This is a genomic window from Stenotrophomonas sp. STEN018, from assembly GCF_056760235.1.
The window spans coordinates 1-12,702 of sequence record NZ_JBRREK010000045.1 but is presented as its reverse complement, the minus strand read 5'-3'; the positions used below and the strand labels follow the sequence as shown (position 1 = coordinate 12,702).

Below are 12,702 nucleotides of genomic sequence, written 5' to 3'. Positions count from 1 at the left end.
GAGTTGGGGTCACATGAACAGTCGGTAGGGATAACTATTTCCAGGAAGATCTTGGACGTTGGAGATGGTCCTAGCGAGCTTCTGGGAGTAGCGGATGCTGACAGGCACTGGGTCATAGAGCGCATCGTTGTTCCAGTCCATCTTCGTCAGCGCCAGCGTTTCGTGAGCGATCGTTTCTAGCGGCCCAGTTCCCGCATGCCGGGTCAGCAGGAGTGGTCGGGGAATGCTCTTCCCGCCCTGGTAGTAGTCTGACTTGCTTGAGACATCTGGAACATTGCCCGCGGCCCAGAGAAGAGCAGACGTGCCCGACCGGGGGACAAACGTGCCTCGCGGCACCGGGTATCTCGCGGGTCGGGTGGGCGTGATGCCGCCAGAGGATTTGACCAGCCATACGCCCCGCCAAGTCGGTCTGGAGCTGATCTCGATGCACTCCACCTCGGGGACGGCGGTCAGCGCATCACGAGCACCTAGAACTTCGTCTTCCTTGAACGCATTGCTCTTATGGATGACCATTCGCCGAGGAAGAATGCCTCCGTTGCGCTGCTGGTAGATCGATAGACTGCGGGCAATGACCGCTCGCATATCTTCGCGTGACAAGAACGGATTTCGTCGTGCTTCGCGCACGTCCTTGACCGGATCCTTGGCCTCGAACGCCACGAACTGCATGCCGCCGCCATCCATGTCGAACACCTGCGAGCAGCAGGTGACAAAGTGGGTTTCGTCGTTGACCCTCTTCAGCGCGTATGCCAAGCCTATGTAAGCGGTATCCGTGGGTACTCCCGCCAGCGGGGCGAGCTTCCAAGGAATGCCACCGGCTTTGACATAGAGCGCGATCGACAGCCTCCAAGCCAACTGCGCCTTGTTTGAGAAGCTGAAGGTTCGGTCGTTGACCACCTGGGTCGGGATACCGTGCTTTGCTCCCAATGCCTTGAGGACATCGTGCGCGTCGAATCCGTCTCCGGACGTGTAAGGAAGCCATGCCTCTGGGAGATGGACTAGGACCACATCAAACTGCTCGTGCCTTGCGCTTAGTTGCGAGAGGGCTGCCTCGAAGGCGGCCACCAAGCGGTGCTGAAGCGGGCCGGATCCTGGAAGATCGTCGATGGAATCGGGCCAACGGATGTGGTTGGCCTTGTCGGAGGAAGCCAAGTCCACGCCGAAGACGCTGGCGAAGCCGGGAAAATCTGGCGCGTAGCCGCTTCTGTCGCTGGCCGAATGTTGTTCCTTCAGCGACGCCATCAGCGCGCCACGAGTCTTGAACGCTCTTTCTGGACCCACTGTGGCAATGCGAACGGTGGGAGTGAACTGGCTGAATGTCTGGGACGAGAAGGGGCCGTAGTGCGCCAGCCCGCGAAGGGGGTGGACATCTCGCCCCCCGGACTGTTCAGGAGAAAAGGCCAGCTCCGGTTCCGAAAGCAAGGACAGCGGCGGTAGCTGCGAGCGAGAAACATCTACCATCACTGCCTCCGGTCAAAATATTTGTCGTGATGTCCAGGGCGACTGAAGCCGGTAAGTGGTGAAATGCGGAAAGCCGCATCGACTCCCTCTTGAGCTTCGATTCCGAACGCTTGAAAAGTGATCCCCCGTGGAGAAGTGAGCAGGCTCGCCCACGCGTCGATGATGTTGGCCCAAGCGCCGTTGTATTTGGTGGCCCACCGCTCCCTTCTCCAGTCAGCGGTCGGGTCTGGCCGGCGCTGCGACGACCAAGCCAACGGGTCGTTCTGGGCTGTGTCAGAGAGAGCTGTCCGCTCATCACGCGGCACTTCCACGGCTGTGTAGGGGTCAAACCCGCACCACCAGCGCCCCTCAATCTCTTCCAGCCGAACCGAGATGGCTTCGTTGTAGTTGCGGCCAAACTTGTTACCCGTGAGGTCGCTTCCATAGGCCGCCCTGAGCTTGGATAGTTGGCTTTCGCGGCGATGTCGCTGTTCCTCTGTTTCGCTGTCTCTTGCGCTGGCAACCATAAGAGAGTGCCCGGTACGCTTGAGTCTGGGAATCAGCGGTCGCCGCAGAGCCAAAGCCCGCAGAAGGGCATCGTAGATGAGTCCTAGCGCCCAACTGTCTCGGATGGGATCCAGCGTCCAATGCCCGTTTAGCACTGGCTTCAGGCTGTGCAATGACGCGAGGATCTCTGCATCTTTGCCGAAGGCTGCGAGCTCGTTTCCAACCATTGCCACCGCTGCCCGACACTTGCTGGCCTTGAGCATTTCCCGCACCTCAAAAATGGAGGATGGATGACCCAGGGTCATTTTTCTGGCCGTGGTGGGGAGACTCTCCACCAGCAACGCGGAGAGGCGCAGCACGGGGAACTTCCGAGCTTCCGCCGTTCGCACGGGGATGGGGGCTGCGAGCCGGGCAGGCTGGAACGATAGGATATGGTCCAGCAGCGGGGCTGGAAGGCTGATTTGATTGAGCATATCGCCGGCCAATTCGTCGAACGTGGCGGACTCGATGATGAAGACATTGACGCCCGCAGAGGCAGCCTTTTTCAGGAAATCACTCACAGCCGGTAGTAGCTTGGAGCGGGAAGGCGCGCACCAATAGAGACCGCTGGGGAAGGGGTTCTCGTAGGTCAGGACGGACTCAAGTGCCTCCATCACGGAGGAATCGCGGCCGCTGTAGCCGACGACGACCAGACCGAATCGCTTGCAGGCTTCAACCATGGCCCGGCGCAGGTCATTGTCTTGGGAAGCCAGCTCGCTCGTGGTGTTCTTTAGGGACGTTGAGCGGTAGTCGCCATGAAGCTTGGTGATGAGGGGCCAATCAGACTCATCCAGGCAGCGCGTAGCCAGGTTGGCAGAATCTAGAGTCGCAACCGTCGGCTTGGCTGCGGTGCCAGGATATATTAGCGATGCCGCCAGCAGGCTGGATTCTTCAATCAGGGGGTCAAAGTTCGTCGTAAAGACGCATGGGGTCTTTGCGGCCGTTATTAGGCCGGCCAGCATCCGGTGCCCAAAACAGGGCGTCCCTTTGCTGATGGCGTCATCGATGTATTGCCGCCGATGGGTCTCTTGCGGATAAATCGCCTCGAACGCGGCCGCATACTCGGTTGGATCGTTCGGAGGCGGAAGTAGAGGGGTGCGAGAGAAGAACTCGTCGATGCGCTGAACCCATAGTGGATCACTCGGATCGACGTTGCGGCGAGGGAATCGGGTCTCTTGGCAGTAGAGCCTAGACTTGAAGTCCAGGATCATGTCATAGCCGGTCGGGATGCCCGAGGCCGCAGAGGCGCCGGCACCGAGAAGCCACGCATGGAGCTCGGGTCGGAGGCTGAAAGTAGTTGCGAACTTAGATGCAGAAATAACCTGGATGGATTTCGTCATCAGGCAGCTGAACGTAACCAAGTGATTAAGTTAACCCAATGCTACTACTGCTATTGGCTGATCTCCTAGTCTTAAGAGACTGGGGACAATTTCAGTCGCACTTTGCATCTTGGGGCGGGAGCGTATGCAGATTTTTTGGTGGACGGTATTTTGAGTCGCCCTCGATCTCGTACGCGGCCGGCATTCGGGGATGTTCGCTCTTGCCCGCGGGACGTTAAGCGACCCATAGCGGCCATTGGTGCGGCCGCCGAGCCTCCCGCCTGGTACGGTTATACGGCCGGCTTGTTAGCCGGACCCATTAACCCTAAGCTCAAGTTGTATCAAGGTGACAGCGCACCACACGGTGCGCTATGGGTAAGTCGTGTAACCGAATCCACGGGAAATTCTATTGGATAGTTAGAAGGGGGGATTGAGATGAGCTTCGAGCATAGAACGACTGATGACATGATCCGCATAGCGGCCGCGGGCGGGGGATTTACTCTCACTGCGACTCATCGCACTGCTAATGACTTGATCCGTATTGCCGCAGCCGCAAGCGGAAAGGGCTCTCGCATAACTTTCACCGGCCTTACGCATTTCACGACTGAAGACCTTATCCGAATCGGCGCCGCTAGCAAGGGATGTGTAATTCTTGAGGGCTAACCCCCTTCTAAAAATTCATTCAAGCCGATGCCGCTTCGCGGTAAGGATTGACTCAAGCATTGGCCCATGTCCGCTCGTGGCCGCTCCTCGCCCTTAGAGGGTCGAGGAGCGGCCTATTGAATTCAAGCATCCGTCTGCTCGGTCATCACTAAGGCATCATCGATCTCGATGCCCAGATAGCGCACAGTGCTTCTCAGCTTCCTTAAAATGCATGGATGGACACCAGTGGATACAGCTTTTATCGATCTAGATATACTTCTCACGCGCATCCGCAATCCGCGCTCCAAGGTTTACTTCCTTGATGCGGTAAGGGCATACAAGGCTGGGGCACTACGCGGTGCTCTCACATCGGCCTGGGTGACGATTGTCTACGATTTGATCGCAAAGTATCGAGCGCTCAGCGCGCTAGGCGATGCTGCAGCAACAGCGTTCCTTCTGTCATGGGACAACGCAACCACCGCGAGAGATGTCTCCCGGTTGCTTAGTCTGGAACGCATGATCATCGAAGATGCTACCGTCAATACGCAGGTGGTCAATCGGATAGCGCGGACACAGCTGGATCGATTGCGGGAAGACAGGCATCTTTGTGCTCATCCCGCTTTCTCTGCAGAAGCAGATCTCTTTGAACCATCAGCCGAGCTGGTCAGGCTGCACCTAGTGAACGCAGTTGAACTGGTTCTTTCCCAAGAGCCCCTGCAGGGTAGAGCGATCTCCGAGCTCTTCGACATGGACGTGCAGTCTCTCGGCTTTCCGACTTTCCATGAGCGCATCGTGGACTACGTCGAACAGCGCTATCTGTCGAGAGTTCGTGCGCAGAATGTCAGGAACTTCGGCACTGTTCTGGCGAAATCCTTGCTTAAAGGAGTTCCGGTGGCTTGGGAGTCACATCAACAGAAGATAATTTCATCATTGATAGCGATTCGCGAACGCGCGCCGGACGCTTGGCCAGAATTGTCGGGGGCGATTGTACAGCTGCTAGACAACTTATCCCCCGCAGATCGATCCCGGGCCATCACCTTCCTTGCCTCGTTCCATGATTTCTGGCCCCGGCTTCAGCCTCCAACCCAGATAGCACTGCAGGCGACGGTGGACAACGCTCGAAACGCGCCCGTACTCGACCAGCGGGTTCTTTCGGGCGTCTCCTTCCCAAGGTTCAGCGAATCACTTCTAGCGCTGATCGAAAATATGAGTCGTGAGCAGTTACTTGAATCAGTCGCTTATCTGCCACGTGCCCAGCTGTGGCCCCGAGCACTTTCTGAGTACAGAGGTTCAGCCGGTTGGCGACGCTCGGAGCTTAACTTCAGGGAGCTGATACAGCCGTTTGCTGACAACTTGAGTGGCCAGCAGATCGGTCAAGTCCTAGACGCCGTGATCGATAATGGTCAAAACTGGGATGCAGGTGATACCAATATGCTCCTTGCGGCACTAATGCGCGACATTGGGGTTGGTAATCTTCCGCCCTCAGAAGTGCGTGATCGATTCTATCGTCACTTGCATCGCGTGCGCCGAATCCGAATCTATGACGCAGTTATCAATGCTCTCCAGTCTGATGGTTGGCGCCCCCCAGAAATTCAAGAGCCTGACGAAGATGCTTTAGAATGAGTGCGAGGCTGAGCTGCTAATGCAAGGCCACAGTTGAGGTAGGCGCGGTGGGCCACTGGAGCGAGCCACTCACTCTAGTCGCCGCAACGGCAATGGCGGCGAGTCGCACCAGCTCCGGTATCTCGCGTGAGGGTCATGGAACTCGGTCGGCCATGAACTGCGCTCCTTGCTAGTTCCATCGGAAGGAAGTACTCGGACTGCTCTTTCAGCCGTATGTGCCTTATATTTGGTTCTTCACCCAACTCCGGGGAAGGCCGCTCGGATCTTCAGAAAGAAATACGTGTCGTCACGGTATCCGTAGGCGACGCGCTTGATGACCTTGATCTTGTTGTTGATCCCTTCGACCAAGTTTGTCCCGAGAGGCCACCGGCAGTGAGCCAGAATGCCCGGAAGATATGGCTGCAGACGCCGGACAAAGACGCGCAGCGGCTCCAGCCCGCTCCGCAGGGCGCGATATTTCCATGAGCGCCATGCCCTCTCCGCCCAGCCCTGGCTTCGATAGCGCCACAGCTGTTTGAGGTCATCCTTGAGTAGGTAGGTGGTCAACAAGGCTTTGTTGGCTGCCAGCAGTTCCTCGAGCTGGACGCGTTGTTCGACTGGGACGTTCTGGCGATTTCGCAACAGCAGCCATCGAGAAGTCTTCACCACCCGCCGAGCTGGCTTGTCGGCATGTAGACGATTGGCCTCGTCCACGCGCACTCGATCGATGACTTCGCGACCGTACTTGGCCACCACATGGAACAGGTCATAGACCACCTCGGCATTGGGACATTGCGCTTTCACCTCCAGGTCGAAGGCTGAATTCATATCCATCGCTACGGCCTGGATCCGCTCACAGCCAACCTTGCCTAGAAGCTCAAAGAAGGGCCGTATGTCAGCGCGGCTACGTCCTCGTCCAACCCAAAGCACTCGTTTACGGGCCGGCTCAACCACTACCGTGGCGTAACGATGTCCCTTCTGAATCGCAAATTCGTCCATCGCGATCACACGAACGTCAGATAGGTCTATCGGGCCCAACGTCTGTGCCAGATGCTTGAAATCAAGTGCTTTTACCGTTTTCCAGTCCAGACCGTGCCACTTTGCGGTGGCGTGGATTGAAGTCGTCGCGCACATGCGCGCGACGCTCTGTGCAAGCCGTTGCGTCACTCGGGTATGCCGCTCCAGCCAATCCAAGTGCTCCAGTTTTGGTCCACAGCGAGGACAAGCCAGGCGCTGTCGCTGGACCTCCAACTCTACTGGCTCATCAAATATCGGCAGGTCGCGGACCCGGCGGAGCGTGTGGTCGTGAATAGCCACGACCCACCTGCGGCAACCACCGCAGCGTCGTTTGCGCCGCGAATCAGGCAGCAGTGAAAGCACCAGCCACGTGGCTGCGCCACGGACCTCGCGCCGCCAGCCATCCAGGCGATACCCGGCCCAACCTCCCAACAACGGCATACAATCCAGCTTGGCCACGGCCGGCCCCAGTTTGTAGTCTCGACAACCACAATCTAGCGGGTCGGCCGTGAGCCCCTCCCCTCAGATGGGAGAAGAACCTTATATTTCCGCTTCTGGCCGTCAGCTGCCGGTGGCCATGGTTCAATACATGATCCGACGGGCTTAGGCCACGAGCGGGATAACGATTGGAAAATATTTCAGACCCTTAGTACCTCCTTGAAGCAGGATTGGCCTGCTTTGTCTGTGCGCCGCGCATGGGCATACAGCTTCGAGTGCAAGGTATGAAAGATAAGTCTGAGTTCCTTTACTGCGTCTTCATCGTAGCGGCTGCGATCCTGTCGGCCGTCGCCCGATGTTCGTTCACCCGTCCCGACCAGTTCGGGCGCGATTCCTACGACTAACCCCCCTTAGATAGACGCACAAGGCCCGGCATTGCCCGGGCCTTGTGCGTTATGCCATCAATGAAAGGAAATCAAGATGCATCACGTTGAAACCATGGCTTATGCAGGACAAGTTCCCTGGCATGGCATCGGGAGCCAGTTGGCACCAGGTCAGTCGATTGATGTCTGGCGCGAGCGCGCCGGAATGAACTGGTCTTTGGAGGAGGCTGAGGTTCGCTTTGTCGCAGACAGCGTTGAGCGGTACCCCGCTCGCGCCTTTCCAAGCCAGAAAGTGCTTTACCGTTCTGATACTAAGCGACCGCTGGCCGTGGTGTCCAAGCGCTATCAAGTAGTCCAGCCGCGGGAGATCCTTGAGTTCTACCGTGACCTCACGCGCTATAGCGGCTTTGAGCTGGAGACGGCAGGCGTGCTTCGTGGTGGGCGTAAGTTCTGGGCATTGGCCCGTACTGGGCAGGGTGTGGCTCTGAAGGGCCAAGATCAGGTCAATGGCTACCTTCTTCTGGCTACGGCCTGTGACGGAACGCTGGCTACCACCGCCCAGTTCACCTCAGTTCGCGTGGTGTGTAACAACACCCTGCAGATCGCTGTTGGGGATCGAACCGGAGCCATCAAGGTCCCGCATCGCAGTGCCTTCGATGCTGACAGGGTGAAGAGCCAGTTGGGTATTGCGGTGGAGGGTTGGCACGGCTTCGTAGAGAGGATGCGGGTCCTCTGCGAGACACCAGTGAACCCTGACGCAGTCGACGAGACACTGCGTAACCTGCTCACTTATCCGGCTGCTCAGAATGGAAAAACAGTCGTGAACGAGCAGGCTGTAGCCAAGGTGCGGTCGCTGTACGACGGGCAGGGGAGAGGAGCTAGCTTGAAGACCAGCAAGGGCACCGCCTTCGGTCTTCTCAATAGTATCACCGAGTTCGTGGACCACCATCGGCGGGCGCAGAGTACGGAGAACCGCTTGGATGCTGCTTGGTTCGGCCAGGGGGCATTGCTAAAGCAGAAGGCTTGGAAGGAACTGTTAGGGGAGGCCGCATGAACATTTCTCCGCAGAAGCAGCGCCTGGAAAAGCTACCTGACGGTTTGAACGAACGTGACAGCTTCGTCCTCTCTCAGGCATTGGAAATCCTAGAGAGCAGAGCAATGGTCAGTGGTCTGGTATTGGGAGATCCCGATGTTGCCGGCAGGTTCTTCCGTCTGCGTCTAGGCAATGAAATCCGCGAGCACTTCGAGGTGGCGTTCCTCGATGCCCGTAACCGCCTGATCGCCGTAGAACGGCTGTTCTCGGGTTCCATAGATGGTGCTGAGATCCATCCGCGGATTGTCGTCCAACGTGCCTTGGCCCTGAACGCAGCAGCGGTCCTACTGGCTCACAACCACCCTAGCGGGCATTGCGAGCCGTCAGCAGCGGATCGAGCCATCACCAAGCGGTTGAAGGAAGTATTGGCGATGGTGGAGGTGAGGGTCGTCGACCACCTTGTGGTGTCGGCAAGCCAAGGGACCTCGATGGCTCAGCTCGGGCAGATCTAAGGCCCGGATACTTAGGAGAACAGCATGAAGGAAACGGAGACGTCCTGGTCATCGACCAGGGCGGCAATGGCTCGTGCCAAAGCAGCTGATTTAGACCGACAGGCCCGGGAGGTAGAGCGCTCAGCTACCGACGGAAACTGGCGCATGAAGGCGCGGACTAGAGAGGCTGCGGAACGTCTACGGCGAATGGCAGGCCGATACTTGGTGAAGGCCCTGAAACTAGAAGAAGGGCTAGATGCCCGGCTTACTCAAGATCTCTTCGAGTAGTGCCTTCCGGCGTGGTGCTGGAAGGCTAGCAAGAGCGGCTAAGGCCTGAGCGAGACGAGCCTGCTGTACTTCGCTTTCATCACCTATCAAAAGGATCGCGTCTGCCATAGCTGCCGATGACGCCAGCAAATACGCGGCCGGCACTTGAAGAGCGTCAGCCAACGAAAATAGTGATTCCAAGCTTATGGCCATGGACTCGCTCTCGTAGCGGCTTATGCGTGCCGAGGCAGTGTCCTTATCAAGTCCCATTCGAACTCCGACTTCGCGTTGGCTAAGCCCTCGAAGCAGTCGGGCTTGGCGCAGGCGCGCAGCCACTACGCCTCGGGGTTCGAGGGCAGGGCCGGCCATTAGCAGGAGGTGACCGATGTAGTCATACCAACAGGATGACGGATGATCTACGCCCCGGGTAGACTCTACGTATCACGTAAGTTTATTGCAAGCCTTGAACTCTTAGCTCTGTGTTCGCTACTGCGTTGTGGGGGAATCGAGCGGTCATGTTGAGGAAGGAAGAAGTGGGAGAGCTATGGCCATGGATATAGCTGGCACAACGAATGGAAGCACATCGATGGCTCATCCTCAGGAGAGGGCCTGATGGCGGATGAAAACCACTACGAAGTCCTCGGGGTACGCCCCGAGGCGCCCCTCTGGGAAATAGAACTGGCCTACAAGGGCCGGCGGAGCCAGTACCACCCTGACCGGTACGCCGCGGGTGACGAGGCTGCTGTGGCATGGGCAACCGCCAAGATGCAGGCTGTCAACAGGGCCTATGCCGTCCTAAAGGACCCGGATCAACGTGAGCGCTTCGACCGCACCCAAGCGTCGGCCGGGCCCGCTGATCCAGGTCCGCGGACGGAGCGGGCCAAGGCCCCGGAGCCTCCGCAGCTCCGCTCACTTCGAGAGGCACTGGAAGGGCTCGAGTTCAGCAACGAGCCCTTCGAGCGCGTGTTCGTGGCTCCCCACATCCCAAGGAAAAAGCTCCAAGGAGCCCTAGACAGCTACGGGGAGAGGCTACGTGCCCAAGACGTGGTCGTGCTCATCGACGACACCGTGTTCGGCGGTGCCAGGGAGGGCGTTCTCATCACCGAAACCCAGATTCGGTGCAAGGCCAAGTTCGAGCAGGCTGAGATCCGGTTACTGGGTTGTCTGACCGAGATCACCGCTCACGGTGCGCACATCCGGATCCATGGCGAGCCCTTCATCACATTGAGTGTTCCTAACCCGGATGACCTGCGACGGCTGTTCAGAGCCGTCAGCCACTACTTGCAAGAAATCAACTGATCTCAACCAACAGGGGAATGACATGAGGTACCTGATAGGCCTGTACGGCGTGACCGTGCTAATTGCGGCCATCTGTTTCGATATCTGGGGGCGCTACGCGTACAAGGGTTTCTTCTACAACTTAGGGCAGGGCCTGATCTGGCCTGCAGTGGTTTTCCCTTCGCTAGGGAAGATGATCGGCGGACTGATCTGGATAGTGGTGATCTTCTGTCTGCTCGTGTTTGTGAGGAGGCGATAAGCATGGGATCAAGAATCCAAAAGATGCTCACGGTTGCACTCATCACGCTGGGCCTGTGCGCGTGCAGCAGCGAACTGGATAACGTCCGAGGCCAGTTCATCGACAGCTGCATGAGTGGTGGTGGATCCAAGTCCAACTGCAAATGCGCCATCGACAAGCTGCAGGACCACTACGGCGAAAAGGGCCTTTTGGCTATCGACGCACAGGGCTATCCGCCGGCGGACTTCGTGGACCAGCTCGGAATAGCAGCCAACCAGTGTCGGAGTCGCTGATAGGCCATCCCTGGCAAACCAACTGTTGCGCCGGCCACAACAAGGCGGGACCGCTCTCGCTCTGCTGTGCCGCCTGCTCAGACAACACATTCACAAGGAATCTCATGAAAGGCATCAAATACGTAGCAGCCGTGACGGCTGCGCTTCTTCTAGCTGGGTGCAGCAAGCCAGTGCTGGACTGGCGTAACGCGGACCTGAGTAACGGCAAGATCTACGAGGCCGGCGCCAACGAGCCATTCGATGGCAAGGTGACGGGTGTACCTCACAGCCAGATCGAACCACTGCTGGGGCCGCTGCGGAAGATCTTCCAGAACCTCAATACCAATCAGCCTACGAGCATGACATCTCTGCTAGGGAACATGGACTACGTCTGCGATGTTGACGTGGAGGAGGGTCTGGTAGGAGGCCACTACATCTGTCGGTACCCGCAATCGCAGGTAGTGGCATATGAAGGCCGACGCACAGACGGTGGCCTTGATGGTGAGACGGTGTTCCACACCAAGGCCGGCAATCCGGGTGTTGTTCTCGGGATGAAAGATGGAAAGGTCAACGGGCGTATCCAGATCTATTTCGCTGACAACCCGAAGCAGCTCTCTTATGAAGCCGCTGCAGTCGATAGTGCACTGGAGGGTGAGGCCGTCCTCTACTACCCGGATGGCAAGGTCAAGACAAAAGGAAGCTTCAAGGGAAGTGTCCCGATTGGTGTGTGGGAGGCCTACTGGGAGCAGAACGGGGCAGTCTCAGAGCGTGTGGCATACGAGAGCGGCAAGGTAGTCTCGCAGGCCCGCTACCTCCAGGACGGAACTGAGTACCTGACAGAGCCAGAGATGTGGGCACTGCACCGTTCGATCTCCGAGAGCGATGACTTCACGCTGACGCCAAAGCAAGACGTACTGCTGGCGGAGGCTGAGAAGCGGTACGGGTCAATTCGCCTGAAGACACCTTCGCAGCGTGAGGCTGCGTCCAAGGCCAGGCAGGAAGCCATCCGGGCTGACAAGATCGCTCGCGGTCTGGATCCGGACTGCTGGGTCTGTGACGGATCCGATAAGCGGTAGTGCAGGGTGGATCGTTCGATAAGGGCGGACGTGCGCAAGCACGTCCGCCTATACCCCGTGATTTTGTTTTGCCTCATAGACGCAGGCATAGAGAAGGAATGCTCATGAAAAAGATAGGAGTAGTACTGTTGTTGATGTCAGCAGTGACGGCACTGGCAAGCTGCAAGAAGGAGCAGCCGCTTACGCAGGCTGGTGACATCAACCTAGCTGGCTGCGAAGTACCCGCAGGGCTGACCGCAGCGCAGGCAGAGGAGGTGGACTGCGTGCCTGAGAAGGAAGCTGTCGCGCCAGTTGCCCAGGGAGCCGCGGCCACAGATGACCAGGTGATCAAGGAAGCGTTGGACCGTCAGGCCTTCATATACGAACAAGCCGAAGAAGATGCAGAAGCTAGGCGTTCAACGACAGGAGATCTGAACGGTGACGGTGTAGATGACCTAACGGTTGTGTATGTCCTCACGGCAACAAATGGTGGAAACGGCTATGCCACCCACCTGGCAGCCTTCGTTCATGAGGGCTCTGGTTTGAAGTTTGCTAGCTCCATTCCTGTAACCGGGGTTCACCCCCGTTATCACGGACACTTACGAGAAGGCCGACCGAGGCCTTGAGGAGTGTTCATGTCGAAGCGAAGGAAGTTCAGTGCAGAGTTCAAGCGTGGCGCAGTTG

The 12,702-nt window shown here is 57.9% G+C and carries 12 protein-coding genes; 8 read left to right on the top strand and 4 right to left on the bottom strand.

Annotation, left to right across the window (positions count from 1 at the left end):
* Nucleotides 1–9: 9 nt before the first annotated feature.
* Nucleotides 10–1,458, bottom strand: a complete 1,449-nt coding sequence (locus ACVOMB_RS15940) for an argonaute/piwi family protein (RefSeq protein WP_481532066.1) — start codon at nt 1,456–1,458, stop codon at nt 10–12.
* The gene (locus tag ACVOMB_RS15935; RefSeq protein ID WP_481532065.1) at nt 1,458–3,323 is read right to left on the bottom strand and encodes an SIR2 family protein; all 1,866 of its coding nucleotides are present in this window, start codon (nt 3,321–3,323) and stop codon (nt 1,458–1,460) included. The genes ACVOMB_RS15940 and ACVOMB_RS15935 overlap by 1 nt, the downstream gene beginning before the upstream one ends.
* An 867-nt stretch (nt 3,324–4,190) precedes the next feature.
* Here ACVOMB_RS15935 and ACVOMB_RS15930 point away from each other — a divergent pair.
* A complete protein-coding gene (locus ACVOMB_RS15930; protein WP_481532064.1) occupies nt 4,191–5,567 on the top strand; it encodes a hypothetical protein in 1,377 nt (458 codons plus the stop codon).
* A gap of 234 nt (nt 5,568–5,801) precedes the next feature.
* Here the strand turns inward: ACVOMB_RS15930 and ACVOMB_RS15925 are convergent, their stop codons facing one another.
* Nucleotides 5,802–7,004 (bottom strand): ISL3 family transposase, encoded by a 1,203-nt coding sequence (locus ACVOMB_RS15925; protein ID WP_481532088.1) that lies wholly within the window; start codon nt 7,002–7,004, stop codon nt 5,802–5,804.
* A 477-nt stretch (nt 7,005–7,481) separates the two neighbouring features.
* Here ACVOMB_RS15925 and ACVOMB_RS15920 point away from each other — a divergent pair, with 477 nt between their 5' ends.
* Both ACVOMB_RS15920 and ACVOMB_RS15915 read left to right on the top strand, forming a co-directional pair.
* Nucleotides 7,482–8,438, top strand: coding sequence for a DUF932 domain-containing protein (locus tag ACVOMB_RS15920; protein ID WP_481532063.1), 957 nt, complete (start codon nt 7,482–7,484; stop codon nt 8,436–8,438).
* Nucleotides 8,435–8,929 (top strand): JAB domain-containing protein, encoded by a 495-nt coding sequence (locus tag ACVOMB_RS15915; RefSeq protein WP_481532062.1) that lies wholly within the window; start codon nt 8,435–8,437, stop codon nt 8,927–8,929. Before ACVOMB_RS15920 ends, ACVOMB_RS15915 begins: the two co-directional genes overlap by 4 nt.
* Before the next feature lie 231 nt (nt 8,930–9,160).
* Here the strand turns inward: ACVOMB_RS15915 and ACVOMB_RS15910 are convergent, their stop codons facing one another.
* Nucleotides 9,161–9,544 carry a helix-turn-helix domain-containing protein gene (locus tag ACVOMB_RS15910; protein ID WP_481532061.1) on the bottom strand — a complete coding sequence of 128 codons (384 nt, stop codon included), beginning with the start codon at nt 9,542–9,544 and terminating at the stop codon, nt 9,161–9,163.
* Nucleotides 9,545–9,787: 243 nt separating this feature from the next.
* Here ACVOMB_RS15910 and ACVOMB_RS15905 point away from each other — a divergent pair, with 243 nt between their 5' ends.
* From ACVOMB_RS15905 to ACVOMB_RS15885, 5 genes are all read left to right on the top strand, one after another.
* A complete protein-coding gene (locus tag ACVOMB_RS15905) occupies nt 9,788–10,474 on the top strand; it encodes a J domain-containing protein (protein ID WP_481532060.1) in 687 nt (228 codons plus the stop codon).
* 22 nt (nt 10,475–10,496) lie between these two features.
* A complete protein-coding gene (locus ACVOMB_RS15900; RefSeq protein WP_481532059.1) occupies nt 10,497–10,712 on the top strand; it encodes a hypothetical protein in 216 nt (71 codons plus the stop codon).
* A gap of 2 nt (nt 10,713–10,714) precedes the next feature.
* A complete protein-coding gene (locus ACVOMB_RS15895) occupies nt 10,715–10,984 on the top strand; it encodes a hypothetical protein (protein ID WP_481532058.1) in 270 nt (89 codons plus the stop codon).
* Between the two features lie 104 nt (nt 10,985–11,088).
* On the top strand, nt 11,089–12,039 hold the full coding sequence (locus ACVOMB_RS15890; RefSeq protein WP_481532057.1) for a toxin-antitoxin system YwqK family antitoxin: 951 nt from the start codon (nt 11,089–11,091) through the stop codon (nt 12,037–12,039).
* A 104-nt stretch (nt 12,040–12,143) separates the two neighbouring features.
* A complete protein-coding gene (locus ACVOMB_RS15885; protein ID WP_481532056.1) occupies nt 12,144–12,644 on the top strand; it encodes a hypothetical protein in 501 nt (166 codons plus the stop codon).
* The last annotated feature ends 58 nt before the right edge of the window (nt 12,645–12,702 follow it).